The following is a 24,135-nucleotide window of genomic DNA, read 5'->3' on the forward strand; positions in this document are numbered from 1 at the left end:
GGAACCCGGGCACCGCATCCTGTCGCTACTTGACGGTGTAGCCCTGCTGCTTGGCGTAGCTCACGACCGCCTTCTGGTAGGTCTCGAGCGCTGCCTCCGGCGTCGCCTTGCCCTTGTTGGTCGCGTTGACCGCGTCGGTCAGCTTGTCGTACACGAGGTTCTGGAACGGGCTGAACTGGAAGCCCTTGTAGTCCTTCGCCGCGGTGAGGAAGACATCCTTGTTGATCTGCTGCCCGCCGAAGAAGGGGTACGCCTTCGACGTGAAGTAGTCGGACTCGAGGATGGGCTTCCAGAGCGGGAACAGCGCCGCCTTCTCGATGCCCAGCTTCCAGGCCTCCTCGGTGCCGAAGATCTCGGTGGCGACCTTGGCCGCCGCCTTCTGGTCCTGCGCCTGCTTGCTCACCGCGAAGGCCGAACCGCCGATGTTGATCTGGACGGGGTTCGCCGGGTCCCATTGCGGGACGGGAGCGACGGCCCACTTCGCCGTCTTGTCGGCGCCGGTGAAGCCCTGCAGGTAACCGGGCAGCCACGCGGCCGCGATCACCGAGGCGTAGGTGCCGTTGACGAGGTGCGTGTTGTAGTCGGTGGTGGAGGAGTCCTCCGTGCCGACGAGCTTCTTCTGCACGAGTCCGTTCCAGTAGGTGAGCACCTTCTGGCTGGCCGGGTCGTCGAGGTCGACCTTGATGTCCTGCTTGCCGCTCAGCTCGAACGGAGCGGCGCCCGCCTGGGCGAACAGCGCCGTCTGGTAGGCGCGGCCGTTGCCCGGGAAGTCGGTCATCAGGGTCTTGCCGCCGGTCGCGGCCTTGATCTTCTCGGCGTCGGCCGCGTACTCGTCCCAGGTGGTGGGGACGGTGAGGCCGTACTTGTCGAAGAGGTCCTTGCGGTAGAGCAGGCCGACCGGGCCGCCGTCCACCGGGATGGCGTACGCGGAGCCGTTGCTGCTGACGTCGCTCCAGGCGCCTTCGGAGTAGTTGTCCTTGACCTTGTCGGCGCCGAGCTTGCTCAGGTCGACGATGGAGCCGTCGGCGATGTAGCTCGGGACGACCTCGCTCTCGAGCATCACGACATCGGGGGCGCCGGAGCCGGCCTGGATCGCCGTCGAGAACTTCGTGTACTCGTCGTTACCCGCACCGGTGTTCGTCCAGCAGATCTGGACGTCCTTGTGGTTCTTGTTGAACAGGTCGACGACCGGCTCGAAGTTGGGATACCAGGCCCACATGGTGACCTGCTTGGCATCGGAATGGACGATCTTGTTCTGGCAGCTGGCTGCTGCGCCGCTGCCTCCGGAACACCCGGTGAGCGCCGCGACCGCGACTGCGATCACGCCGCCCGCTGCAAGGAGCTTCTTCATTGGATTCCCTTCGCGGTGTGCTGACACCCTTGTCTACAACGTTAGAGAACAACGTTGTAGAGACCATGATGCAGAACGGATGTGACCGTGTCAAACGGATTTCGTCAGGCCCGTGTCGACTCGCGTTCGACCAGCCGGAACGGCATCGGCAGCCGCTCGGGGACGAACGGCTCGTCCGGGTGCTCGATCCTCCGCACCAACAGGTCGATGGCCGTGCGGGCGATCCGCTCCCGGCCCGGGTCGATCGACGACAGGCTCGGGATGGAGTACTCCGTCTCCTCGATGTCGTCGAAACCGATCACGGCAACGTCCTCCGGGACCCGTCGTCCGGCCTCCTGGAGCGCGCGCAGCGCCCCGAGCGCGATGGCGTCGTTGAACGCGACGACGCCGTCGAACCGCATCCCCGTCGCGAGCAGTTCGCGCATCGCGTCCGCACCGTTGCGCCGGTGCCAGGGGTCGACCGGAACCACCAGCGTCTCGTCGAACGGCAGGCCGGCGGCCTCCAGCGCCTGGCGGTATCCCTCCAGACGCAGCGCGGCCGAGCCGACCTGGTCGGCGGGATGCGCGCCGAACGCCACGATCCGCCGGCGGCCGGAGTACAGCAGGTGCTCGGTCGCCGCACGGATCCCCTCGGTGTTGGCGATGATCACATGGTCGCGCGGCACATCCACGTTACGGTCGCCCAGCAGCACCACCGGCGTGCCCAGCTCCGCCAGCAGCTCGACGTCGCTCTGATCGAGGGCGAGCACGCTGTGCAGCACACCGTCGACGGTCTGGGCGTGCGGATGCCGCAGCGCGCCGATCTCCTGGCGACGGTCGAGGCCGTACTGCTCGATCAGGACGGCCAGCCCTCGCTCGGCCGCCGCCATCATCACCGCGTCCGCGAGTTCGGCGAAATACGCGTTCCGCAGATTCGGGATCATCAGCGAGATCACATTGGTCCGCCCCGAGCGGAGTCCGCGTGCGAGGAAGTTGGGCCGGTAGCCGAGCACGTCGATCGCATCCAGCACCTTGCGCCGCGTCTGCTCACGGACGTGAGGGTGGTCGTTGATCACGTTCGAGACGGTCTTGACCGATACTCCGGCGAGCACGCTCACGTCCTGCATCGTCGCGGCCATGCACGCTCCCCTCTCGCAGCCCTGCTGTGACTTTATAACGTTGGAACGACGATCGTCGTCGCAGCGGCCGGAACGCGCGCCGAGCCCCGCTGCGACGGGTCAGCGGAGGGCGGCCGGCCGAACCCGGACGGGCGCGAGCCACGCCGAGACGATCACCGCCGTCAGGGCGCCCGCCGCCATGATCGCCGCCAGCACGACCACCTGGAAGCGGCCGGCCTCGAGCGGGGACACGCCTCCGAAGATCGCCCCGACGAAGGCGCCGGGAAGCGTCACCAGGCCGGTCGTCTTCGTCTGGTCGACGGACGGGATCAGCGCAGAATAGACGGCGTTGCGCGCCAGCTCCAGCGTCGACTGCCGAGGGGTCGCACCCAGCGCGAGCCAGCCCTCCACCTCGTCCCAGTGATCGCCGACCGCCTCCGTGAAGCGGCGCCCCGCCAGCGTCGCGATGCTCATCGAGTTGCCGATCACGATGCCGCCGATCGCGAGGGCGTAGCGCGCGCTGAACTCGATGGCCCCGGTGAGGAAGACCACCGAGAACGACACGATGACGCCGACCGCCATGGCGGTTGCCATCATCACGGCGTGCTCCGACGACCATCCGATCCGGCGCGTCGCCGTCGCGGCCGCCACGGAGAACATGACGAGGAGGGCCAGTGCGACCCAGAGCGGATCGGTGATGACGCCGGCGAGCACAACGCTGATGACGGCGAGCTGTGCGGCACCGCGGAGGATGGCGAGGGCGGGCGCCCAGCGATGCGGCACGCCGTAGGCGGCGAGCACCCCGACGGCGACGAGCGCGAGCACGGCGACGCCCAGCAGCGTGGGCGCCAGCTCGTGGACGATGGGCACCCGACGAGCCTACGGCGCGGCGCGGGAGCAGCGGAAACGGAGGAGATCCGGACGGGGGATGCGGCCGGATGCATGAAACGGAGGGGACCCGGCCGGCAACGCACCGGAGCCCCTCCGTTTCGACGAGATCAGCGCTTGAGGTTGGTGAGCTCCTGCAGCACCTCGTCCGAGGTCGTGATGATGCGGGCGTTCGCCTGGAAGCCGCGCTGCGCGACGATCAGGTTGGTGAACTCCTGCGAGAGGTCGACGTTCGACATCTCCAGCGAGCCGCCCTGGAGCTGGCCGAGGCCGTCCTCGCCGGGGCCGCCGAGCTGGGCCGCACCCGAGTTGACGGTGGCGCGGTAGGTCGAGCCGCCGCCCTTCTCGAGGCCGCCCGGGTTCACGAACGTGGCGAGTGCGATGCGGCCCACCGCCTGCTTGTCCCCGTTCGAGAAGAGTCCCGTGATCGTGCCGTCCTTGTCGAGGGTGAACGACTCGAGGGTTCCCGCCGCGCGGCCGTTCTGGTCCTTGAAGGCGACCGTGGTGATGCCCGAGTAGCCCGTGACCGCGCCGAGGTTGACCGCGACGCCGCCGACCGTTAGCGCGCCGCCGCCGGTGAGGACGCCGTCGGTGAAGGTGAGGGTGCTGTTTCCGGTCGCGCCCGTGGCGTCCGTGCCCGCCACATCCCAGCCGGTGCCCGTCTTGGTGAACGTCAGGGTGAGCTTCCGGGCGGTGCCGTTCGCGTCGTACACGGAGATGTCGCGCACCAGCTGGTCGCCGGCCGCGGCGTCGGAGGGCAGGTTGCCGGTGACGTTCGAGGTCGTGGTGGCCGAGGCGGGGGTGACGGCCTTCAGCGGGATGGTGATGTCGCTCAGCGCGCCGCCCTGCTGGATGACGCCGTTGACGGCGTTCCAGCCCTGCAGGATGGCACCGCCCGGACCGACCAGGCGGCCGAGCGCGTCGGGATCGAGCGACCCTGCGCGCGTGTAGACCGTCTCGCCGCCGACCTTCATCACGAAGAAGCCGTCGCCGTTGATCATGATGTCGGTGGAGCGGCCCGTCGCCTGGGCGGCGCCCTGCGTGAAGTTGGTCGAGATGCCCGCGACGAGCACGCCGAGGCCGATCTGGGCCGGGTTCGTTCCGCCGGTCTGGCCCTGCGGCGCGCCGGCGCCCTGCACCAGCTGCGACAGGGTGTCCTGGAACTGCACGGCGGACGACTTGAACGCGGTCGTGTTGACGTTGGCGATGTTGTTGCCCGTCACATCCAGCATGGTCTGGTGCGAGCGGAGGCCGGAGATTCCGGAGTAGAGCGAGCGGAGCATGGCGTTTCCTTTCTGAGGAAGGTGCGTGAGGTCAGGCGGTCGGCGTCGTGGAGCCCGAGCCGGCTGGGGCGGGGGTGACCACGCCGAGGATGGCGTCGAGGGCGAGCTTCTGATCGCCGACCGTGACGATCGGGACGGCGCCGGCGTAGGAGACGGACGAGGCGAGCCCGGTCTGGGTGTCGCCGTTCTTGTCGAGGTAGCTCACGGTGTGACCGATGAGCGCGGCCGCGGCCTGCCGCATCTGGAGGGCGAAGCCCTCCTGCGCGGTCGTGTCCATGTTGGTGAGCTTCTCCATCATGGCCAGCTGCGTCGTCTGGGCGATCATCTGGTTGGTGTCCATCGGCGAGCTGGGGTCCTGGTTGCGGAGCTGCGTGACCAGCAGCTGCATGAAGGCCTCGCTGTCGAGCGACTGCTTCGGTGTCCGCGTGGGCGGAGTGGAGTAGATGCCGCCCGTGGGGGCGGTGTCTGCTCCGGTGATGGGGTCGACGGCCACGGTGGCTCCCTTCTAGACGATCAGGTCGATGGTGTGCGCGGACCCGTCCGCGGGTGCGGACGGGGTGGATCGGGGGGCTGCGACGCCCTCGGAGGCTCGGGTCGCGGTCGGGCGTCCCTCCGGTGCGCCGTGACGACCGCCGCCGGGTGCGTCGTGCTGCGGCGCCGGCTGGTTCTGCGACGACAGGTCGAGGGTGCCGGTGAGGCCTGCGCCGCCGAGGTCGCGGCGGAGGTCCGGGAGGATGGCACGCAGCGCATCCCTCCCGGCATCCGTCGGCGCGAACAGCTCGACGCGGACGCCCTCTCCGCCGACGTGCGCGCGGACCGTGACCGGGCCGAGCGTGTCGGGGGTGACGTGCACGGTCATCACGTGCTCGCCGGCGCCGGCCGCGGCGAGGGTGAACACCGGGCGGGCGAGTTGGGCGCCGAGGGTGGGCTGGGGTGCGGAGGACGCGGGGGCGGCGACCGGTTGCGCGGCCGGAGCGCGGTCGAGACCGGGCAGCGGCTGCGGGGCGGCCGTCGGTGCGGCGACCGGGTCCGTCTTAGACGGCTCCGGGCGAGTGGATGCGGTGGGCGCGGCAGCTGCGGACGTCACCGCCGCGGCTGAGACTCCGGCGGTGGCGGTCTGCGGGGCCGGAAGGGGCGCCGTCGGCCCGGCGTCTGTTCGGGCGACTGCCGCTGGAGCCGTGGACGCGGGCGCCGCTCCGCCGATTCCCGTTGTGGGAGCCGCGGCAGCGCCGGCCTCGCCGGAATTCGCGCGCGAAGCGGCAGCGGGGTCGCTCGCACCGCGAGCTGGTCGAGGCGAGGCGCCCGCCTCTCCGCTCTCCGCCGCGGCCGCGACCGCGGCGGTCGCCACGAGTGGTGACTCGTTGCCCTGATTCGGGCCGAGCGGTGACGCGATGTCGCTGCTCGGTGCCGGGGCGCCGGAGACCGGGGACGTCGCGGCGGTGGGTTGGGGCGCGGCGGCGGCCCCGGACGACGCGCCGACGATCTGGGCGACATCGGAAGGCGCGACAGCGGCCGTGGCGGCGGCGAGCGGGGATGCGGCGGCCGGGGCGGGTGCGGCTGGGGCGGATGCGACTGGAGCGGTCACGACGGGCGACGTCGTAGCGGCCGGCAGACCAGGAACGGTGGTGGCGGCCTGCGTCGGCGCGGTCGGCGATGATGACGCCGTTTCCGTGCCGGTCGCTGCGGCACCCGCTGACGTGCCGTCAGTGCCGGCGGCAGCATTCTTCTGACCGTCCGCACCCCCGGCCTCCGCCGGTCGGGCGGTGTCTCGCGTGGCGGCAGCTCCGGACGCATCCGGCTTGTCCACACCCCGGTCGTGCTCGCGCGCCGCCTTCGGCCGCGATCCGCCGTGCGCATCCCGCGGGGTGGCATCCACCGCGCCCTGCAGGAAGGCGTCGAACGCGTCGGCGGAGCCCTTCGTCGCGCCGGCGCCCGGCCGGGCCGCTGTGGACGGCGCGGCGGGCGAAGCGGAGGTGACCGTCGCCGGGCTCACAGGGAGCCTCCCTGAACGAGCGACGCGAACAGCGAGCGCATCATGTCCGCCTGGGCGGAGGACGCGGACGACGCAGAGCCACCGAGCCCCGAAACCGCCGACGCCGCACTCGCCGGCGCCGCCTGGGGAAGCACCCGCCGGATCGTCACGATGTCGGAGTCGCTCATCCAGTTGTCCACGAGGCTGACGTTGCGCCCTTCGCTCGGAGCGTGGATGACCTTGCCGTCTCCCGCGTAGATGACAATGTGCTCGCCGCCGTTGGTGACGATCAGGTCGCCGGGCTGCGCCTGAGCGAGTGACGGCACCTCGGTGCCGACCGTCGACTGCCCGGAGACGAGGCGCGGCACGTCGATGCCGAGATCCTTGAACACGCGCTGCACCAGCCCGGAGCAGTCGAGCCCGGAAGCACTGGTGCCGCCGAAGACGTAGGGGACGCCGAGGTACTTCTTGGCGTCCGCGACGACATCGGCGCCCGTCGGTGATCCCGAACCGCTCGTCGCACCGAGCGCGCCGGACAGCGCAGCGGCGAAGTCGGTGGCCGACGTGGCCGACGCGCCCGATGTCCCGGAAGCGGACGACGCCGACCCGGCAGCCGCCGTCTTCGCCGGGTTCTCCAGCTGCACCAGCGTCGCCTGGATCTGCGCGATGCGCCCGATGGCGTCCGTGACGGTCATGCCTCTCCCCCTTCTCGCGCGCGCTGCCACGCGCCCGTGGCCATCTCGTCGATGGCCGACTGCTCGGCGCTCAGCTCGCCGGCGATCACCTCGGCACGGTGGCGGTTCTCGAGCTTCTCCAGCCCGACCGCGCGCTTCTTCGCCTCGGTGAACGCCTCCTGCGCAGCAGCCGCATCGGCTTCGCGTTGTGCGGCGAGCGCCGACAGGTCGGCGAGCATGCTGCGGCTGGATGCGCGCGCGGCGGCCATGGCGAAGAGCGTCCCCGCATCGGTCGCCTCCGCGGGCACGGCGTGCAGCGCGGCGATGGCGCGCGCCTGCCGCTCCCCCGCATCCCGCCGGAGGGCGTTGGCCGCGGCGAGGTCGCTCGCGGCGTGCTCCTTCTCGATCTGCCGCAGCCGCAGCAGACCGGCCAGTGCGAATGCTCGTGCCATCACACGCCTCCCAGCATCCCGATGAGTGCCTGCAACCGGGCCCACGACTCCGCCGACGGGGCCGGTTCGCCGATTCCCTGGCGCAGGAAGGCGTCGATCGCGTCGGCGTTGGCGACCGCCGCATCCACCTTCGGATTGGTCCCCGGCTTGTAGGCGCCGACATCCAGCAGGTCTTGTGCCGCGACCTTGGCGGCCAGCACGCTGCGCAGGGCGATCGCCGCCGCGCGCTGCTCGGGGGTCGTCACGCGGGAGGCGAGACGGGAGACCGAGCCCAGCACATCCACCGACGGAAAGTGCCCCACGACCGAGAGCCTGCGGTCGAGCACGACGTGACCGTCGAGGATGGAGCGCGCCGCGTCGGCGATCGGCTCGTTGTGGTCGTCGCCGTCCACGAGCACGGTGTACAGGCCGGTGATCGAGCCGGTCTCGCCCGTCCCCGCCCGCTCGAGCAGTTGCGCGAGCAGCGAGAACGTCGACGGCGGGTAACCGCGCGTCGCGGGCGGCTCTCCGGCCGAGAGGCCGATCTCGCGCTGCGCCATGGCGACACGGGTCAGGGAGTCCATCATCAGCACGACGTCGGCGCCCTCGTCGCGGAACGCCTCGGCGATGCGGGTCGCCGCGAACGCCGCACGCAGGCGCATGACGGCCGGTTCGTCCGAGGTCGCCACGACCACGACCGAGCGTGCGAGGCCGTCGGGGCCGAGGTCGTCTTCGAGGAACTCGCGCACCTCGCGCCCGCGCTCCCCCACCAGCGCGATGACCGACACCTGCGCGTCGGTCCCCCGCGCGATCATCGAGAGCAGCGACGACTTGCCGACGCCCGAGCCGGCGAACAGACCCAGGCGCTGGCCGCGGCCGGTGCTCACCATCGTGTCGAGCACGCGGACGCCGAGGCCGATGGGCTGCAGGATGCGCGCGCGGCGCATCGCGTCGGGTGCGCGGTTGCCCAGTGCGACGAAGCTGTCCGCCTCGATCGGCCCGCGGCCATCGACGGGGCGGCCGAGCGCGTCGACGACGCGGCCGAGCATCCCCCGCCCGGTCGGGACGAGCAGCGGGGCGCGCACGGCACGCGCGGCGGCACCCGCCGCCACACCGGTCAGCGGGCCATACGGCATCACGCGGACACGGTCGGCCGTCGTCGCCACGACCTCGGCGTGAACGCCCGGCTCCTCCCCGATCACGACGACGTCGCCGATCGCGGCGGGTACTCCTTCGAGTTCGGCGCCGAGGCCCACCACGGCGCTGACCCGGCCGACGGTCTCGACCTGCGCGGCCGCGACGGCCGCATCCCAGCGACCGCCGACGACCGGGTTAAGCACCGCGCTCACGACAGGGCCTCCTTCGCCCGGTCGAGGGCGGCGTGGATGCGCGCATCCAGCCAGCCGTGCGGGAGCTCACCGATGGCGTCGCCCGGCGCGAGCGTCGGGTCGGCGACCAGCTGCAGGTCCTCCCCCGCCCCGGCCGCGCGGAGGGCGGCGATGTCATCGGGATGGAGGCGGACCGCCGGCACGATGCCGCCCGGCGCTGCGGAGACCACCCGTGCGACGGCAGCGCGCGCGGCGGCGACCCGGTCCTTCAGCGCGACGCCGACGACGGCCGTCGCCAGCTCGAACGCCGCATCCACCAGCGCGGACTCCGCGTCGGCGAGCACCGGAACGGTCGCCTCCCGCAGCTCGACGGCCGCCGTGCGGAGCGCCCGCGCGAGCACCGCGACCTGCTCGGCCGCCTCCGCCGACTCCGCGGCACGGGCCGCGTCGGCCCGGTCGACCCACTCCGCCTGCTCGCGCGCGGCCGCACGGCGTCCCTCGGCGTAGCCGGCCGCGTAGCCGCGGGAACGGGCTGCCGTCATGGCGGCGCGCTCGTTCTCCGTCTCGGCCAGCACCGGGACGGTCAGCGGCGCGAAATCGCGCACGAGGGCGGCGTCATTCGACATACGCGTCCTCGTCCCCGCGCTGCACCGTGATGGCGCCCGTCGCCTCCAGGTCGCGGATGGCCCGGACGATCTCGGCCCGGGCGTCCTCCACCTGCGACACCCGCACCGGACCGAGGATGCGTACCTCGTCCTCGAGGATCTCGCGGTTGCGCTCCGAGAGGTTCGTCGTGATCACCTCCGTGACCGCCTCCGACGCGCCCTTCATCGCGACGGCCAGGACGGCGGCGTCGACGCCGCGCAGCACCTGCTGCACGTCGCGCGATTCGAGCCGGACGATGTCGTCGAACGTGAGCATCCGCGACCGCACCTCCTCGGCGAGCTGCGGGTCGCGCTGCTCCAGCGCCTCCAGCAGGGCCTTCTCGGTGGCCGCATCGGACCGGTTGATGATGTCGACGAGCGGCTGCACTCCCCCGACGGCGTCGGACGCCGCCCGCGACGACACGACCGCGCTGGCCCGCTGCTTGAGCGTCTCGGCGACGACCCGCACCGCGTCGGGACTGGGCGATCCCATGGTGGCGATGGCGTGGGCGACCTCGGTGCGTGCCGTGTCATCCAGCCCGGCGAGCACGCGGGACGCGTGATCGGCCCGCAGGTGCGCGAGCACGAGCGCGCTGGTCTGCGGCAGCTCCCCGGCGAGCAGCATCTGCACCTGCGCCGGCTCCACCGCGTCGAGGAACTCGAACTGCTTGCCCGCCAGGTTGGATGCGACCCTGTTGAGCACGCCCGTCGCCCGTTCGGCGCCGAACGACGCCTCGAGCAATCCGACCGCGATGTCCCGGCCGCCCCGCGTGGTCACGGCACCGCGGGTCGCCAGGTCGTGGAACTCGCTGAGCGCCTTCTCGGCGACGCCCGGATCCACCCGGCGCAGCCGCAGGATCTCGGCGGTGATCTCGTCGGCCTCCTCGTCGGAGAACTGCTTCATCACCTGGGCGGCGCGCTGCTGATCCATGTTCATCAGCACGACCGCGACCTTCTGCGCGCCGGTCAGGACGGTGTTCATACGCCCGCCCTGTCATCCATGAGGCTGCGGAGGAACTCCGCCGTGCGCTGCGGGTCGCGCTCGGCGAGCGCCTCGATCTCGGCACGCCGCCGGTCGGCCTCGACCTCGGCCGGGTCGGGCGTCGGGTCGGGAAGCGGGTCGAGCTGCATCGGCACCGTCGGCGCGGCCTGCTCCAGCGCGATCGGGAAGGCCGCGGCGTCGAGGGCCAGCGTGTCGGCGTCCTCGGCGAGCGCCGCCGTCTCGGCCGCACGGCGCCGGCCGCGGCGGAACAGGAGGAACGCGATGATGGCCGCGGCGACGATCGCGGCTGCGATCACGGAGGTCCGGATGATGCCGCTGAGCTGGTCGGCCGCGGCGGCATCCTTCGCCTCCTGCAGCGCCTTGGCCGCCTCGGTCGCACCGGTCTTGCTGAACGGCACCATCTCGACGCTGACCGAGTCGCCGCGTTTGACGTCGATGCCGGCGGCCGCGTTCACCAGATTGCGGATCTCGTTGGCGCTGACATCACCCACGGCGTCCGAGTTCAGGGCGACGGAGACGGTCTGCCGGTTGATGGCACCGGCCGGGATGGTGCGCTGCTCGGTGACCTTGTCGACCGCGTTGTCCTTCGTGCTCGACTCGGAGTTGAAGGTTCCGTTGCCGTTGGTGCCGTTCGGGACCGCGATGTTGTCGGGTCCGAGCACACCGGCGTTGCTGCCGCCGGAACCCGTGTAGGTCTCCTTCTGGGTCGTCTCGCTGAGCGACGGCGCATCCGTCGGGGCCGAATACGACTCCTCCGTGCGCTGCGCGCTCTCGGTGCTGACGTCCGCCGCGACGGCGACGGTCGCGTTCCCGGCGCCGACGACCTTGTCGAGCATCTCCTGCACCGCGGACTTCACCCGGGTCTCGTAGTCGCTCGCCTGCTTGTCCGCTCCCCCGGTCGCTCCGCCGCCCACCGTGCTCAGCACGGTGCCGTCGGCGTCCACGACGGCGACGTCCGTCGGCTTCATGCCGGGAACGGCAGCGCTGGTCAGGTGCACGATGGCCTGCACCTGGTCGGCGCTGAGGGTCACCCCGCTCTGCGTCTCGACGAAGACCGACGCGGTCGGGTCCTTCTTCTCGGCCGCGAAGACCGTCTCCTGGGGGATGGCGAGGCGCACCGACGCCGCCTTGACGCCCTTCATGGCGGCGATCGTGTTGCCGAGCTCGCCCTCCATCGCGCGCTTGTAGGTGACGTTCTGCTGGAACTCCGACGAGGTCACGCCCATCTTGTCGAGCAGCGAGTACCCGCCGGTGGTGGATGCCGGGAGACCGGCCGAAGCGGCCTTGAGGCGCTCGTCGTAGACCTTCTCCTGCGGGACGAGGATGGTCGAGCCGCCATCGGTGAGCTGGTACGGCACGCCGTCCGTGCGCAGCTGGTCGACGATCGCGGAGGCGTCCGACGCCGCGACACCCGAGAACAGCGGCGTGTACGACGGCTGCGACGCCCACAGGGCGAGACCTGTCGCGCCGAGGGCGACGACCGCGACACCGATGATGGCGATCACCCGCTGGGCCACGGAGAAGCCGCGGATCGAGTCGCCGATCCGCCGGAAGAAACTGGTCACCTGCTGAGGCATCAGGCCTGCATCCGCATGATCTCGTTGAAGGCGTCGACCGCCTTGTTCCGGACGCCGGCGACGAGCTCCAGGGTGACCTGCGCGCGCGTGGAGGCGAGCGTCGCGTTATGGATGTCGTCGAGGTTGCCGGTGACGGCCTGGATCGCCAGGCGGTCGCTCGTGCCCTGCAGCCCCTGTAGGTCGTCGATCGCCCCGGTGAGGGCGTTGCCGAAGGCGGCTCCCCCGGTTCCGCCGGTCTGCTGGGTCGCTGAGACCCCGGCGGTGGCGTCGATGCCGGAGAGCGCTCCGATCGCGGGGATGGGCATCAGTTCCTCCCGATCTGGAGTGCTGCCTGATAGGTCTCCTTGGCGCGGTCGACGACGGCCGCGTTGGCCTGATAGCCGCGCTGCGCCATGATCAGCGAGCCCATCTGCTCGGACAGGTCGATGTCGGGGTACCGTACGTACCCCTTCTCGTCGGCGACGGGGTTGTCCGGCTCGTAGACCATGCGTCCCTCGGCACTTCCGAGGGCGGCGCCGGCGACGTAGACGCCCGAGACGCCCTCGCCCTCCTGCGCGACCACGTAGCGCGCCTGGAAGGCGGCCCCGTCCGTCGGCTTCGCGGTGTTGATGTTGGCCAGGTTGTCGGAGATGGCGTCCAGCCAGTGGCGGTGCAGGTTCAGCCCCGTCCCGGCGATCCCGATGGCGTCGAAGGTCATGTCGTGCTCCTCTCGTCGGTGTCCTGGCTCAGGTGGTCTTCAGGGCGGCGCGGATGGCCGAGAACTGCCCGCCTGCGGCTTGCGAGGCGAACTGGAAGCGCAGCACCGTGTCGACGTTCGAGAGCGTCTCGGTGTCGAGGTTGACGTTGTTGCCGTCGAGCCGCGTCGGCTCCAGAGAGCGAGCGGTCGTCGCGGCGGCGTGTCCGTCGTGGTCGGCGACGGAGGCGGCGAGGGCGTCCTCGAACGACACGCGCTCGGCGGTGTAGCCGGGGGTGTTGACGTTGGCGATGTTGTTCGCGATGGCGCGTTGGCGCGCGGCGAGGCCGTCGAGGGCGCTCGCGAGGGCGGCGCTGGTCACGGATTCGAGCACAGCTGCACTCCTGGGTCGGGGGCGGCCCATCCGTGGCCAAGTCGATGAGCGATCCGTGCTCGAAAGGAGCTATCGGCAGCTCTCCCCCGACCGTTAGGGACGACGTCCCGGGCGTGTTCGCCGGGCGATTTCCCACACCGTCATCCACAGCGTGTACCCCGATGTGAATTACACCGGTGTGGTTTCGAAGGGGTGTTCGATCTTCACAGACTGGGAGGGAAACTCCTGGTCAAGCCGGGTTTTCAGAACCTGGGAATCTGAGAGTGCACACATCTCGCGCGTGTCCTCCACACCATTCGCGCTCTCATCCACTGATTCTGCACAGAGTTATCCACAGGTGGAGAACTGCTATGGGGAGTCAGCCGATCAGGTCGAAGTAGACCGGGTGCGCGCCGACCTCGGACCGGGGTACAGCACGCACCGCCGCGAGGTGCCGCGCGGTCGTCTGACGCACGTCCTCGAGGTAGCGGATGGTGTGCAACTGGGCCTCCAGGAGACGCGTCGCGCGCTCCTGCAGCTCCGGCGGGATCGGGCCCAGCGCGATCGGCGGACGCCAGGGCACCGGGTCCACCTGCGCCAGCGCTCCGTGGAGCTCCTGCTCCATCCGGTCGAGTGCATCGGCCCAGGCAACGGCATCCGGCGGAGTGTCGCGCACCGTCTCGTCGGCGCGCGATGCGCCGTCAGGCGACGCCGAGGTCACGACCGGTCTCCGCGGTGACACCGACCGCCGGCAGCAGCGCGGCCGCCTCGTGCCAGGTCTGGCGCAGCGGCTCGGCCAGCGCGATCGCCTCGCGCACCTTGCCCGGGTCGCGCTCGATCATTCCGCCGACGATCAGATCGGCCAGGTAGCCGTACAACTGGAGGAGGCCCTCTGCGCCGTCCCACAGGTCCACGCGCAGGGTTCCCGCCAGCTCGGCGACGATCTGGTCCGCGTGACGGAGGTTCTCCCAGGCCGTCGGCCACTGCTCCGCGACGAGGGCGGACTCGCCGCGGGACAGGTCGAGAAGCAGGCGGTCGTACAGCATCGTGAGCAGCCGGGCCGGACTGGCCGACAGGACGCTGTCGCGGTTGTAGGCCGAGAGCTTTGCGGCGGCGGAGGTGAGGACGTTCATCATTTGCTCGCAGAGGGGAGGGAGGACAGCTGGCCGGTCAGCCACGACGACTGCGACTGCAACTGCTGCAGCTGGACCTCGAGGTTCGCGTAGGTCTTCTCCAGCGAGGACCTGCGGTCGGACAGCCGGGTGTCCCAGTCGGTGATCTGGTCGTTGAGGCTCTTGACGGTCGCCTGCTCGCCTTGGATCTTGAGCGAGAGCGAGCCCGAGTACGTGTCGCTCGCACCCTTCGACGTGTCGGCGACGCGCTGCGCGATGACGGCCACCGCCGCGTTCACCTTGTCCGGGTCGGCGGCCATCGCTTTCGCGAAGACGTCGGGGTCGAAGGTGACCGCGCCATCCCGCGTGATGCTGATGCCGTAGGTCGACGGGGAGACGCCGTCGATCGGAGCGATGATCGCGTCGACGAGCTTCTGGTTCACGTCGCGCGTGACGGACTCACCGGTGAACACGCCCGCGGTCACGACCGTCCCGCCGGCAGTGTCGGTGGAGGTGGAGACGGCCTGCTTCGCGCTGATGTAGCTGAGGATGTCGTTCACCGTCGAGACGAGCGATTTCGCGGCATCCGAGATGGCCTTGTCGTCGCGCGCGACCGTGAGCGTCACGGGGGTGGTGGATGCCGCGGTCGCCGTCACCGTCACGCCGGGCAGTACGTCGGAGAAGGTGTTGGTGGCGCTGGTGACCGCCTGAGCGGCGCCGGTGCCCGCCCAGAGGGTGAGCTGTGCATCCTGCGCCTGGCGGACCTGAGACGCCCCGGCGTCAGCGAGGAGGTTGGTCGCAGTGCCCGCCGTCACATCCGCCGACGTTCCGCGATAGGCGGTGAATGCGGCCGCTGCGCCCGTCTTGGTCGAGCTGAGCTGAAGACGATAGAGCTGCTGGCCGGTCGCGGGGTCGAGTCCCGCCGCGACGCGGGTGGCGCTGACGCCGGCCCCCGCCTTGTTGATGGCGGCGGCGACATCGGCCAGGGACGAACTGCTCGCGGTGACCTGGGTCACGGTCCCGTCGGCGGCGACGAAGGTCAGAGTCGGCGGCTGGTCCGGCCATTCGGTGAGTGGCCCGGTGACCATGACCTGCGACTGCGCCAGGCGGTCCACAGTGAAGTCGATAGTGCCGTCCACGGCCCCCGTGCCCGCGGTCGCGGTCACGGTCGTGGAACCGGTGGTGGCGGTGTGCAGATCCGTGCCGGTCGGCAGAGCCAGCTTGGAGGCGGAGTCGCTGAGGGCGGCGATCTTCGAGTTCAGCGCCTGCATCGCCGAGATGAAGCTGGAGGAGTCTGCGACCTTGTTCTTGAGGAGGGTCTGCGGAACCGCCTCGGCCTGCATGAGGCTGTCGATGAGGTCCGTGGTCTTCAGGCCGCTGATGAGGCCGTCGATGGCCATGCCCATGCGGTGATCTCCCTCCTACGACGTGGTATGCGGTTGGTCGGCGGCCGGGGCGCGCTTTGGGGACTACGCCCCGGCCGCCGGGCCTATCAGCGGAGCAGCTGCAGGACGCCCTGGTTGCCCTGGTTCGCCTGGGCGAGCATGGCGGTGCCGGCCTGCGACAGGATGTTGGAGCGGGTGTACTTCACCATCTCCTCCGCCATGTCGGTGTCGGTGATGCGGCTGGACGCGGCCGACAGGTTCTCCTTCGAGACCGCGAGGCTGCGCGACGCCGACTCGAGGCGGTTCTGCGAGGCGCCGAGCTCCGCGCGAGCCGTCGACACCGAGGTGATGGCGGCGTCGATCGCGGTGATCGTCGTCTTCGAGGTGGCGTTGTCGGTCACCGCGAAGCCGGCGCCGGCGGCGATGCCGTCCGTCGAGGCGAGCGTGCCCACCGCGGTGGAGACGTTCGCCAGGTTGACGTCGATCGAGTCATTCGCGGTGTCGCCCGCGCCGACCTGGAACGTCAGCTTGCCGCCCTTCAGCAGGTCGATCCCGTTGAAGTTCGTCCCGTTGGTGATGCGGTAGAGCTCCTTGCTCAGCTCGTCCGCCTCCTTCTGGATGGCCTTGCGGGAGTCGACCGAGTTCGAGTCGTTACCGCCCTGCACCGCGAGGTCGCGCATGCGCTGCAGGATGGAGTGGACCTCGGTGAGCGAGCCTTCAGCGGTCTGCACGACGCTGATGCCGTCCTGAGCGTTGCGGGCCGCGACGGTCAGACCGCCGACCTGTGACTTCAGGCCCTCCGAGATGGCGAGACCGGCCGCGTCGTCCGCCGCACGGTTGATGCGGAGGCCGCTGGACAGCTTCTCGAGCGACTTCGAGAGGTCGCTCTGCGTGTTGTTCAGGTTGCGGTAGGCGTTGTTCGCCGCGATGTTGGTGTTGATCTGCATACCCATGATGTTTCCTCCATGACTGGGTGGTGATTCGCGGCCCTTCCGTGGTCCGCATCAGCCTCTATCGGCTGTCTTGTCCGTCCCGTTAGCAGCAATCCGCTCCTGACTTTTTCGCTCTTTTCGGCCGATTCAGGCGGAAAAAGTCAGGAGCTGATGGCTCAGGACGCCCGGGCAGAGCTCGGGGACGTGGGGGAGAGGCGCGAGACGCCCGCGACCGCGTGCTGCGCGAGACGCGCCAGATAGGCGCTGCGCCGGGCCTGCGAGGTCTTCGCCTCGATGATGACGGGGTCGCCCTCGTCGGCGTAGTGGGTGGCCATGCCTTCGCGCATGAGGCGGATGGCCTCCGAGCGCTGCTGCGACACAGCGGAGTGGGTGATCCCCAGCTCCTCCGCGATCTCGGTCACCGTGCGGTCGTCGAAGTAGATGGCCTCGACGATGGATCGCATCCGCTCGGGGAGGGCGGCGACAGCCGCACGAACGTAGGCGGTCTGCTCATCGGCCAGCAGGGACTCCTCGGGGCCGACCGTCTCGGAGACGAGCAGCGGCTCGATGGTCTCGTCGAGCGCCGTCACCGTGCGGGAGGCGTCGGCGAGGCCGGCCGCGGCCGTTTCGCGGTCGACGCCGAGCGCCCCGGCGATCTCGTCGACGGTGGGCTTCCTCCCGAGAGCGGAGGTCAGGCTCTCCTGCACCGCGAGGGTCTCCTTGATGCGCTTGCGCGCGGAGCGTGTGGCCCAGTCGGATGCACGCAGCTCGTCGGCGAGTGCGCCGAGGATGCGGGTACGGGCGTAGGCGCCGAACGGGACGCCCGTGGTGGAGTCGTACGCGTCGGCCGCCTGGACGAGGGCGACGGCGCCGGCCGAGGCCAGGTCGTCGCGCGACAGGTGGGTGGCACGGGAGCACAGGTCGGAGACCAGATAGCCGACCAGCGGCAGGTTCTCCACGACGAGCGTGTTGCGTTCGTTCCGGTTCACGCTGGGCGACCCCTCTTCATCGGACGGGTACCGCGCGTCGACCTCGTTCGGGGAGGGCGTCACGGGTACTCGGGCGGTGCGGTGGACGCTCGGGCTGGGTCGGGTGCCGAGCGAGGTGCTAGGAGTCTTCCGCTGTTCACGGTAACAATTCGAGACTGTTCAGATTGCATGCTTTCTGTCCCCATTATGGGGCAGTGCGTACCCCCAGTACGGGGAATACTGGCAGCACCCCGGAAAGCGGTACGTCGTGCCTCTCGCCGGGGTGGTCACGCGCCTAACATCGGGCGCAAGCGTGCCGATGGTCTGGGGTGGCGGAACACATCCACCGCCTTCGGAACCCGAGGAGACCAGGTGCGCACATCGACTCACGAGGAAGTTGGTAGCGACATGGCCGCGAGCGAACTCTCTGCGCAGCTCTGGAAGGAACGCGAGCTCCTCGAGCTGCTGCTGTTCAAGCTGGAGGAGGAGCAGCTGCTGCTCATCGCGGGCAAGTCGCGGTGGATCTCGCACGCCACCCGTGAGGTCGAGCAGGTCATCGAGCGGATGCGCGCTGTCGGCCTCGCCCGCACCGTCGAGGTCGCCGCGCTGGCAGAGGAGTGGGGCCTCGGCCAGGATGCGACCCTCCGTGAGCTCGCCACCGCCGCCCCGGACGGCATCTGGTCCGACATCTTCGGGTCGCACCTCGCGGCCATGACCGAGCTGACCGCGCAGATCGCCGAGGTGCGCGACACGAACGAGCGCCTGCTCCGGGAGGCGGCCCGCTCCACGCAGGAGACGCTGAGCTCGCTCTCGGGCGCCGGCAACGACCCGGGCGTGTACGGAGCAGGCGGCACGGATCGGGCGGGCGACACCGCGCGCTTCTTCGACACGGAGGCCTGACCGGATGAGCACCTTCAGCGGCCTGAACACCGCGTACACCGGGCTGGTCGCCGCCAAGGCGGGCCTCGACGTGGTCGGTCAGAACCTGGTGAACGCGAACACGCAGGGCTACACCCGGCAGCGCGTGACGACGTCGGGAGTGCCCGCGCTGTCGTCCGCCGGGCTCTTCAGCGGCGGCGTCCGCCCGGGTCAGGGCGTCACGATCGACGGCATCCAGCGCCTCGACGACGCCGCACTGGATGCGCGGGTCCGCACCACCACCGCACTGTCCGGCTACACGAACACGCGCGCCGACGCCCTGGCCACCCTCGAGCAGTCGCTCAACGAGCCGGGGACCAACGGTCTGTCGGCCCAGCTGCAGAAGTTCTGGTCGGCCTGGGGCGACGTCGCCAACCAGGCGGGGGAGCAGGCGCCGGCCGGCGTGCTGCTCGGCCAGGCGGGCAGCCTCGTCACGCAGCTGCAGACCGGGTACCGTTCGGTCGACGACCAGTGGAGCACGCTCCGCGCGTCGATGGACGGCATGGCCTCCGACCTGAACACGGCCGCGACCGCCGTCGCCGACCTCAACGGCCGCATCCGCTCCGCACTGGCGTCGGGTCAGTCGGCGAACGAGCTGCTCGACAGGCGCGACCTGCTCACCGCATCGATCGCCAGGCTCGCCGGGGGAGTGGTCCGGCCGAACGACGACGGCACGGTGGATGTGCTGGTCGGCGGAAACGCGCTGGTCTCCGGCACCAGCACCAACCTCGTGAAGGCAGCCGGGGCCTCCCGCATGACCGACGCCGCGACCGACCCGGCGCGCCTCGAGTGGGCGTACCGGCCCGGCGCCGCGATCGCGCTCGAGGGCGGATCCATCGCCGGAGCCGTCTCCACGCTCGCCCCGGCCGACGCCTCCGGAACCGGGGGAGTGCTCGCGGAAGCAGCCGTCAGCTACAACGCGTTCGCCGTGACCCTGGCCCAGCGCGTCAACGCCGTCCACTCCACCGGGGCGACGCCCACCGGCGCCACCGGCCTCGACTTCTTCGCCATCGACCCCACGAAGCCGGCCGCGCTGGGCCTCTCCGTCGTGCCGACCGGCGTCGGCCAGATCGCCACGGGCACCCCCGGAGCGGGTGGCAGCGACGGCAGCATCGCCGACGCGATCAGCCAGCTCGGCACCGGCGCGAACGGCGTCGACAAGCAGTGGTCGTCTTTCGTCGTGCGGGTCGGCGTCGCCAGCCGCACGGAGAAGCAGCAGTCGGACCTCGCCGACCTCGCGAGCAGCGCCGCGACGAACGCCCAGCTCGCCGGCTCCTCCGTCGACCTCGACGAGGAGAACATGAACATGCTGTCCTTCCAGCACGCCTACCAGGGCGCCGCGCGCGTGATGACCGCCGTGGACGAGGCCCTCGATGTGCTCATCAACCACACCGGACTCGTCGGGAGATAACCGTGATCAGCCGCGTGACCAACGCCACCCAGACCCTCAATGCCCAGCGCAACCTGCAGCTCAGCCTGCAGCGCCAGGCGCAGTTGTACGACCAGGCCACCAGCCGCCGGCTGCTGAACAAGCCGTCGGACGACCCCACCGCCACGGCGAGCGCCATGGGCGTGCGGTCCGATGCGGCCGCCACCGCTCAGTACCAGCGCAACGTCGACAACGGCGACGCGTGGCTGACCACCGCCGACTCGGCCCTCAGCTCGGTGGAGACGCTGATGCGCCGGGTCCGCGACCTCACCCTGCAGGGCGCCAACGACGGCGCCATGTCGCCCGCGGCGAAGGAGTCGATCGCGACGGAACTCGACGGTCTGAAGAAGAGCCTCCTGTCGCTCGCGAACAGCACCTACCTGGGCAGGACGGTCTTCGCCGGCAATTCGGACGCGGGCGTCGCCTTCCAGCCGGACTACTCGTTCACCGGCGTGGCGGGAAGTACAGTGGAGCGCAGGATCGGCCCCGACACCACGGTGCGGGTGGATGCGGACGGTGCCGCGGTCTTCGGAACCGGCGCCACGTCGGTGTTCGCGCTGATCGACAACACGGCGAACGATCTCCGCACGGGCGTGAACGTCGCCCCGCGGCTCGGGGAGATCGACGACAGGATGAAGGCGATCGTGGGAGAGCACGCGGAGGTCGGGGGTCGGCAGACCCGCATCGACAAGGCCAAGGACGCCCTCGCCGTCGGAGCCAACGCGCTGGAGGGCCAGCGCTCGTCGCTGGAGGACGTCGACCTGAGCAAGGTGATCCTCGACCTGAAGACACAGGATGTGAACTACCAGACCGCGATCGCCGTCACGGCCCGCGTGCTCCAGCCGACGCTGATGGACTTCCTCCGGTGAGCGCCGTCCGCTTCCTCACCCCGCCGCCCGGACTCGAGCCGCTGGACGTCTTCGACCTCGACCCGGTCGCCGGCGCCGACGGGCTGTACACACTGGCGTCCGTCGAGCGGCCCGAGATCCGGCTGTTCACCATCGACGCCGAGCGCCACCTCCCCGGCTATTCGCCGGAACTGCCGGACGACCGCGCCACCGAGCTCGCCATCGCCGAGGCCTCGGACGCACTGCTGCTCGTCGTGGTCACGCCGTCGCGCGAAGGCAGCACGGTCAACCTGCTGGCGCCCGTCATCGTCAACCGGGCGACCGGGTCGGCGCTCCAGCTGGTGCTCGACGACGACGCCTTCCCGGTGCGCGCCGAGCTGGCTGCTCTCGCAGGAGCATAACCCCGCGTTCGCCGGCTAACCGGCCTTCTTGGCCGGGCAGGGGGCCGACTTGGTCATGCCGTCGACCGTCTGCTGCTCGGACCAGGGCAGCGATGCGACGACCTTCGCACCCTTCTCCTTCGCCGGCGTCTTGGAGACGATCGAGGCGAGGCGCTGGGCCAGGAGCTGGGCGAAGCCCGGTCCGGGGGTGGAGTTGTTGAGCGCAACCACGATCGTCAGGCCGGACGCCGGATCCGCGTACACCGCGGACAGGTATCCGGGCACCGCGCCGCTGCTGCCACGCAGCGGGCCGAGCATCTGCATCCCGAGCCCGTAGCTCTCCCACGACTGGCCGATCACGATTCCGTCGGCCTGCGCCTTGCGCGACTTCTCGCTGAGGAGGCTGCCCGACGCGAGCGCCTGGCCGAACGCCTTCAGGTCGGTGACGGTGGAGACGACTCCGGCCGACGTCCAGCCCTGAGACGGCGACATGCTGCTCACATCGCGCATCGGGTCGCAGACGATGGCGCCCGCCCCGTCCAGCCCCACCGAATACCCGGTGGGATGCGGCCCGGGCACCCTGAACTGCGCGCTCTCGGGCAGGGAGCTCGCCGTCATCCCGAGCTTGTCGAAGATGTACTGCTTGTAGAGGTCGTGCCAGCCGCGACTCGTCGCGTTCTGGAGGGCCATGCCGAGCAGGACCGCGTTCGTGGAGGAGCGACCCCACTTCTCGCCGGGGTTGCCGTAGCGCTGCATCGCGATCCCGTCGCTGGCCAGCTCCAGCGGGGGCCACTGCCGCGTCGGGTTCATGATGAACTCCGGGTTGAGCTGCGCCAGGTAGTCGCCGATGCCGGACGTGTTCTGGCAGAGCTCGCGCAGAGTGACGCCCTCGACCCCGACCAGCCCCGGAAGCCATTTGGTCAGCGGGTCGTCGAGCCCCACCTCACCGTCGTCGACGAGCTGCAGCAGCACCGTGCAGGTCATCGGCGTGGTGTTCTGGCCGATGCGGAAGCGCATGTCCGCGCTGACCGGCTTCGAGCCTCCCCGCGTCGTGGTCCCCTGCGCGGTGGTCCAGGTTCCCGACCACGGCGCCCAGACTCCGGCGAACCCGGCCGAGGCATCGGCGAGGGTCATGGCGTCGGTGACCGCCGAGTCGAGCCGCTTGTCCACGTCGGCCGAGAACCCGCCCTTCTGCTGCTCGGGGAGGTTCGCGCCCGCCGTCGAGGTGCAGGCCGAGAGGACGAGCGCCACGAGTCCCGCGGTCGCGGCGAGCGCGATCCGCCCGAACTTCGTGTGACGTCGCATCGATGAAACTCCCCGGGGTGTCGGCCCTGCGTGTCCAGCGATTGTAACGTGCGGCAGAAAGCGAGCGGTCGCGCAAGGGGCTGTGGCCGCAATCCGATCGGGCCGATGCTGCGAATGGACAAGTGAGGCGCGCGTCCGTGCGCCGTCCTACGGAAGGAACGAACAATGCGCACATCTCCGAACCGCCTTGTTGCCACCATCTTCGGAGCGGTCTACCTGCTCGTCGGGCTGCTCGGCTTCGCCGTCACCGGAGGCGTCGGATTCGTCGCCACCAAGGGCGGACTGCTGCTGGGCATCTTCGAAGTGAACCCGCTGCACAACATCGCCCACCTCCTCATCGGCGCCGCGCTGCTGATCGCCGGCCTCACCCGGGTCGCTGCCGCGAAGGCCGTCAACATCACGGTCGGTGCGGTCTACCTGCTGCTCGGTATCGTGGGCTTCTTCCTCGTGGGCACCGACGCGAACATCCTCGCGCTGAACACCCCCGACCACTTCCTCCACCTGGTGAGCGCGATCGTCCTCCTCGGCACCGGCCTCGGCGCCGACCGCGGAACGCGCGCCACGACGGCCGCCGCCTGACCGGCGGGGCCACGGCTCCCATGAGCAGGATGACAGGAACGCTGCGGGTCGCCCCCGCCGCCTCGGCCACCACGGCCGTCGCGGTGGGCTCGGCGACCCGCGCCTTCCTCGCCGTGGCCGCTCTGGGGGCGGGGCTGCTTCACGCGGCGCTCGCCCCCAGCGCACCCCCTGCTCTGCTGGCCGCCTTCCTCCTGCTCGCCGTGGCGGAGCTGGGATGGGCGGCCGCGACCCTCGCGCGCGATCGTCCTCCGGCGTTCCGCCTCATCCCCGCGCTGGCCCTCCTCCCGGTGGGGCTGTGGGCGGCGCTCGCCATCGTCGGGGCCACGGCGTCCGGCGGCACGGTGATCGCCCTCCCGCTCATCCCCATGGGCGCGGCCTCCCTGCTCGATGTCGCCGTCGCCGCGACCGCAGCGGTCGTCATCCGCGCCGGCAAGGCCCGACCCCACCAGGGCGGACTGCGCTTCTTCCTCGCGCTCGTTCTGAGCGCCTGCGCGGTCTGCGCCGTCACCATCCCGGCGCTCGGACTCACCGACGCCGGCATCGCCGCCGTCACGGTGCATCACCACCACTGACGACGCGCCGACCGCGCTCCCGCGCGGCCGGACAAGAGCCGGATCAGCGGCGGGTCAGTGCGAACGACTCCGCGCCGAACCGCACGACCGACCCCGGGTCGACCTCGTGCCGCGTCTTCGGGTCGCACGCGAACGTGCCCTCGCCCGGGTAGGTGATCGTGGTGCCGTTGGCCGACCCCAGGTCCATCACCCAGAACACGCCGTCGTACTGACCGAACGCCAGATGCGCCCGCGACACCGACTTCACGTCGTCCTGGATCGTGATCAGCTGCACATGGCCGGGGTCGTCCATCTCCGTCCCCGGCGTGTGGACGGCCGGATTTCGGCCGATCACGCCGTTGCCGCTCGTCTCGATGTGCTGTCCGTCGCTGAAGTCCAGCACGAAGGTCACCGCCACGTCCGACCCCTCTCCC

Annotated in this window: 28 protein-coding genes; 6 read left to right on the plus strand and 22 right to left on the minus strand. The window is 70.6% G+C overall.

Annotated features, from left to right (window positions below; genetic code table 11):
- Nucleotides 1-25: 25 nt before the first annotated feature.
- From J2Y42_RS04350 to J2Y42_RS04445, 20 genes are all read right to left on the minus strand, one after another.
- Nucleotides 26-1,351, minus strand: a complete 1,326-nt coding sequence (locus J2Y42_RS04350) for an extracellular solute-binding protein (protein WP_309855369.1) — start codon at nt 1,349-1,351, stop codon at nt 26-28.
- Between the two features lie 104 nt (nt 1,352-1,455).
- Entirely contained in the window at nt 1,456-2,469 is a 1,014-nt protein-coding gene (locus J2Y42_RS04355) for a LacI family DNA-binding transcriptional regulator (RefSeq protein WP_309855370.1), read from the minus strand.
- Nucleotides 2,470-2,568: 99 nt separating this feature from the next.
- Nucleotides 2,569-3,318 carry an ABC transporter permease gene (locus J2Y42_RS04360; protein ID WP_309855371.1) on the minus strand — a complete coding sequence of 250 codons (750 nt, stop codon included), beginning with the start codon at nt 3,316-3,318 and terminating at the stop codon, nt 2,569-2,571.
- Nucleotides 3,319-3,446: 128 nt separating this feature from the next.
- On the minus strand, nt 3,447-4,619 hold the full coding sequence (locus tag J2Y42_RS04365; RefSeq protein WP_309855373.1) for a flagellar hook protein FlgE: 1,173 nt from the start codon (nt 4,617-4,619) through the stop codon (nt 3,447-3,449).
- Nucleotides 4,620-4,650: 31 nt separating this feature from the next.
- Complete coding sequence (locus tag J2Y42_RS04370) at nt 4,651-5,112, minus strand: flagellar hook capping FlgD N-terminal domain-containing protein (protein ID WP_309855374.1); 462 nt, start codon at nt 5,110-5,112, stop codon at nt 4,651-4,653.
- A 12-nt stretch (nt 5,113-5,124) separates the two neighbouring features.
- Nucleotides 5,125-6,612 carry a flagellar hook-length control protein FliK gene (locus tag J2Y42_RS04375; RefSeq protein ID WP_309855376.1) on the minus strand — a complete coding sequence of 496 codons (1,488 nt, stop codon included), beginning with the start codon at nt 6,610-6,612 and terminating at the stop codon, nt 5,125-5,127.
- On the minus strand, nt 6,609-7,286 hold the full coding sequence (locus tag J2Y42_RS04380) for a C40 family peptidase (RefSeq protein WP_309855377.1): 678 nt from the start codon (nt 7,284-7,286) through the stop codon (nt 6,609-6,611). The genes J2Y42_RS04375 and J2Y42_RS04380 overlap by 4 nt, the downstream gene beginning before the upstream one ends.
- A complete protein-coding gene (locus J2Y42_RS04385; RefSeq protein WP_309855379.1) occupies nt 7,283-7,717 on the minus strand; it encodes a hypothetical protein in 435 nt (144 codons plus the stop codon). The genes J2Y42_RS04380 and J2Y42_RS04385 overlap by 4 nt, the downstream gene beginning before the upstream one ends.
- A complete protein-coding gene (locus tag J2Y42_RS04390) occupies nt 7,717-9,045 on the minus strand; it encodes a FliI/YscN family ATPase (RefSeq protein WP_309855380.1) in 1,329 nt (442 codons plus the stop codon). The genes J2Y42_RS04385 and J2Y42_RS04390 overlap by 1 nt, the downstream gene beginning before the upstream one ends.
- Nucleotides 9,042-9,650 carry a FliH/SctL family protein gene (locus tag J2Y42_RS04395; RefSeq protein ID WP_309855382.1) on the minus strand — a complete coding sequence of 203 codons (609 nt, stop codon included), beginning with the start codon at nt 9,648-9,650 and terminating at the stop codon, nt 9,042-9,044. Before J2Y42_RS04395 ends, J2Y42_RS04390 begins: the two co-directional genes overlap by 4 nt.
- Nucleotides 9,640-10,650 (minus strand): flagellar motor switch protein FliG, encoded by a 1,011-nt coding sequence (fliG, locus tag J2Y42_RS04400; RefSeq protein ID WP_309855384.1) that lies wholly within the window; start codon nt 10,648-10,650, stop codon nt 9,640-9,642. The genes J2Y42_RS04395 and fliG overlap by 11 nt, the downstream gene beginning before the upstream one ends.
- Complete coding sequence (gene fliF, locus J2Y42_RS04405) at nt 10,647-12,248, minus strand: flagellar basal-body MS-ring/collar protein FliF (RefSeq protein WP_309855386.1); 1,602 nt, start codon at nt 12,246-12,248, stop codon at nt 10,647-10,649. The genes fliG and fliF overlap by 4 nt, the downstream gene beginning before the upstream one ends.
- Entirely contained in the window at nt 12,248-12,553 is a 306-nt protein-coding gene (gene fliE / locus J2Y42_RS04410; protein ID WP_018188966.1) for a flagellar hook-basal body complex protein FliE, read from the minus strand. Before fliE ends, fliF begins: the two co-directional genes overlap by 1 nt.
- Nucleotides 12,553-12,945, minus strand: a complete 393-nt coding sequence (locus J2Y42_RS04415; RefSeq protein ID WP_309855390.1) for a flagellar basal body rod C-terminal domain-containing protein — start codon at nt 12,943-12,945, stop codon at nt 12,553-12,555. The genes fliE and J2Y42_RS04415 overlap by 1 nt, the downstream gene beginning before the upstream one ends.
- Nucleotides 12,946-12,973: 28 nt before the next feature.
- Nucleotides 12,974-13,315, minus strand: a complete 342-nt coding sequence (gene flgB / locus J2Y42_RS04420) for a flagellar basal body rod protein FlgB (protein ID WP_309855392.1) — start codon at nt 13,313-13,315, stop codon at nt 12,974-12,976.
- Nucleotides 13,316-13,673: 358 nt separating this feature from the next.
- The gene (locus J2Y42_RS04425) at nt 13,674-14,015 is read right to left on the minus strand and encodes a hypothetical protein (protein WP_309855394.1); all 342 of its coding nucleotides are present in this window, start codon (nt 14,013-14,015) and stop codon (nt 13,674-13,676) included.
- Nucleotides 13,996-14,427, minus strand: a complete 432-nt coding sequence (locus J2Y42_RS04430) for a flagellar export chaperone FliS (RefSeq protein ID WP_309855396.1) — start codon at nt 14,425-14,427, stop codon at nt 13,996-13,998. The genes J2Y42_RS04425 and J2Y42_RS04430 overlap by 20 nt, the downstream gene beginning before the upstream one ends.
- On the minus strand, nt 14,427-15,812 hold the full coding sequence (gene fliD, locus J2Y42_RS04435; protein ID WP_309855398.1) for a flagellar filament capping protein FliD: 1,386 nt from the start codon (nt 15,810-15,812) through the stop codon (nt 14,427-14,429). The genes J2Y42_RS04430 and fliD overlap by 1 nt, the downstream gene beginning before the upstream one ends.
- Before the next feature lie 86 nt (nt 15,813-15,898).
- On the minus strand, nt 15,899-16,744 hold the full coding sequence (locus tag J2Y42_RS04440) for a flagellin (RefSeq protein ID WP_309855400.1): 846 nt from the start codon (nt 16,742-16,744) through the stop codon (nt 15,899-15,901).
- A gap of 155 nt (nt 16,745-16,899) precedes the next feature.
- On the minus strand, nt 16,900-17,712 hold the full coding sequence (locus J2Y42_RS04445) for a sigma-70 family RNA polymerase sigma factor (RefSeq protein WP_309855403.1): 813 nt from the start codon (nt 17,710-17,712) through the stop codon (nt 16,900-16,902).
- Between the two features lie 387 nt (nt 17,713-18,099).
- On the opposite strand from J2Y42_RS04445, the gene flgN reads away from it, so the two are divergent.
- Genes flgN through J2Y42_RS04465 form a run of 4 tightly spaced genes read left to right on the plus strand, consistent with a single transcriptional unit; the run spans nt 18,100 to nt 21,287 of the window.
- Nucleotides 18,100-18,591, plus strand: a complete 492-nt coding sequence (gene flgN / locus J2Y42_RS04450) for a flagellar export chaperone FlgN (protein ID WP_309855405.1) — start codon at nt 18,100-18,102, stop codon at nt 18,589-18,591.
- Between the two features lie 4 nt (nt 18,592-18,595).
- Nucleotides 18,596-20,020, plus strand: coding sequence for a flagellar hook-associated protein FlgK (gene flgK / locus J2Y42_RS04455; protein ID WP_309855407.1), 1,425 nt, complete (start codon nt 18,596-18,598; stop codon nt 20,018-20,020).
- 14 nt (nt 20,021-20,034) lie between these two features.
- Nucleotides 20,035-20,907, plus strand: coding sequence for a flagellar hook-associated protein FlgL (flgL, locus tag J2Y42_RS04460; RefSeq protein ID WP_309855409.1), 873 nt, complete (start codon nt 20,035-20,037; stop codon nt 20,905-20,907).
- Entirely contained in the window at nt 20,904-21,287 is a 384-nt protein-coding gene (locus J2Y42_RS04465; protein WP_309855411.1) for a flagellar assembly protein FliW, read from the plus strand. Before flgL ends, J2Y42_RS04465 begins: the two co-directional genes overlap by 4 nt.
- Before the next feature lie 15 nt (nt 21,288-21,302).
- Here the strand turns inward: J2Y42_RS04465 and J2Y42_RS04470 are convergent, their stop codons facing one another.
- Complete coding sequence (locus tag J2Y42_RS04470; RefSeq protein WP_309855414.1) at nt 21,303-22,571, minus strand: serine hydrolase domain-containing protein; 1,269 nt, start codon at nt 22,569-22,571, stop codon at nt 21,303-21,305.
- Nucleotides 22,572-22,736: 165 nt separating this feature from the next.
- On the opposite strand from J2Y42_RS04470, the gene J2Y42_RS04475 reads away from it, so the two are divergent.
- Both J2Y42_RS04475 and J2Y42_RS04480 read left to right on the plus strand, forming a co-directional pair.
- Nucleotides 22,737-23,150, plus strand: coding sequence for a DUF4383 domain-containing protein (locus J2Y42_RS04475; RefSeq protein WP_018188979.1), 414 nt, complete (start codon nt 22,737-22,739; stop codon nt 23,148-23,150).
- Between the two features lie 29 nt (nt 23,151-23,179).
- A complete protein-coding gene (locus tag J2Y42_RS04480; RefSeq protein WP_309855419.1) occupies nt 23,180-23,722 on the plus strand; it encodes a hypothetical protein in 543 nt (180 codons plus the stop codon).
- A gap of 43 nt (nt 23,723-23,765) precedes the next feature.
- Here J2Y42_RS04480 and J2Y42_RS04485 read toward each other — a convergent pair whose 3' ends face one another.
- Nucleotides 23,766-24,119, minus strand: a complete 354-nt coding sequence (locus tag J2Y42_RS04485) for an FHA domain-containing protein (protein ID WP_309855421.1) — start codon at nt 24,117-24,119, stop codon at nt 23,766-23,768.
- Nucleotides 24,120-24,135: the final 16 nt, after the last annotated feature.

This window comes from Leifsonia sp. 1010 (assembly GCF_031455295.1).
In the GTDB taxonomy this organism is placed as follows: Bacteria; Actinomycetota; Actinomycetes; order Actinomycetales; family Microbacteriaceae; genus Leifsonia.

Excerpts from the sequence above, each read along its gene's own strand:
- J2Y42_RS04350 (WP_309855369.1), bottom strand. The coding sequence starts at position 1,351 with ATGAAGAAGCTCCTTGCAGCGGGCGGCGTGATCGCAGTCGCGGTCGCG.
- J2Y42_RS04355 (WP_309855370.1), bottom strand. The coding sequence starts at position 2,469 with ATGGCCGCGACGATGCAGGACGTGAGCGTGCTCGCCGGAGTATCGGTC.
- J2Y42_RS04365 (WP_309855373.1), bottom strand. The coding sequence starts at position 4,619 with ATGCTCCGCTCGCTCTACTCCGGAATCTCCGGCCTCCGCTCGCACCAG.
- J2Y42_RS04380 (WP_309855377.1), bottom strand. The coding sequence starts at position 7,286 with ATGACCGTCACGGACGCCATCGGGCGCATCGCGCAGATCCAGGCGACG.
- J2Y42_RS04385 (WP_309855379.1), bottom strand. The coding sequence starts at position 7,717 with ATGGCACGAGCATTCGCACTGGCCGGTCTGCTGCGGCTGCGGCAGATC.
- J2Y42_RS04395 (WP_309855382.1), bottom strand. The coding sequence starts at position 9,650 with ATGTCGAATGACGCCGCCCTCGTGCGCGATTTCGCGCCGCTGACCGTC.
- fliG (WP_309855384.1), bottom strand. The coding sequence starts at position 10,650 with ATGAACACCGTCCTGACCGGCGCGCAGAAGGTCGCGGTCGTGCTGATG.
- fliF (WP_309855386.1), bottom strand. The coding sequence starts at position 12,248 with ATGCCTCAGCAGGTGACCAGTTTCTTCCGGCGGATCGGCGACTCGATC.
- fliE (WP_018188966.1), bottom strand. The coding sequence starts at position 12,553 with ATGCCCATCCCCGCGATCGGAGCGCTCTCCGGCATCGACGCCACCGCC.
- J2Y42_RS04415 (WP_309855390.1), bottom strand. The coding sequence starts at position 12,945 with ATGACCTTCGACGCCATCGGGATCGCCGGGACGGGGCTGAACCTGCAC.
- J2Y42_RS04430 (WP_309855396.1), bottom strand. The coding sequence starts at position 14,427 with ATGAACGTCCTCACCTCCGCCGCCGCAAAGCTCTCGGCCTACAACCGC.
- fliD (WP_309855398.1), bottom strand. The coding sequence starts at position 15,812 with ATGGGCATGGCCATCGACGGCCTCATCAGCGGCCTGAAGACCACGGAC.
- J2Y42_RS04440 (WP_309855400.1), bottom strand. The coding sequence starts at position 16,744 with ATGGGTATGCAGATCAACACCAACATCGCGGCGAACAACGCCTACCGC.
- flgN (WP_309855405.1), top strand. The coding sequence starts at position 18,100 with ATGGCCGCGAGCGAACTCTCTGCGCAGCTCTGGAAGGAACGCGAGCTC.
- flgK (WP_309855407.1), top strand. The coding sequence starts at position 18,596 with ATGAGCACCTTCAGCGGCCTGAACACCGCGTACACCGGGCTGGTCGCC.
- J2Y42_RS04470 (WP_309855414.1), bottom strand. The coding sequence starts at position 22,571 with ATGCGACGTCACACGAAGTTCGGGCGGATCGCGCTCGCCGCGACCGCG.
- J2Y42_RS04475 (WP_018188979.1), top strand. The coding sequence starts at position 22,737 with ATGCGCACATCTCCGAACCGCCTTGTTGCCACCATCTTCGGAGCGGTC.
- J2Y42_RS04480 (WP_309855419.1), top strand. The coding sequence starts at position 23,180 with ATGACAGGAACGCTGCGGGTCGCCCCCGCCGCCTCGGCCACCACGGCC.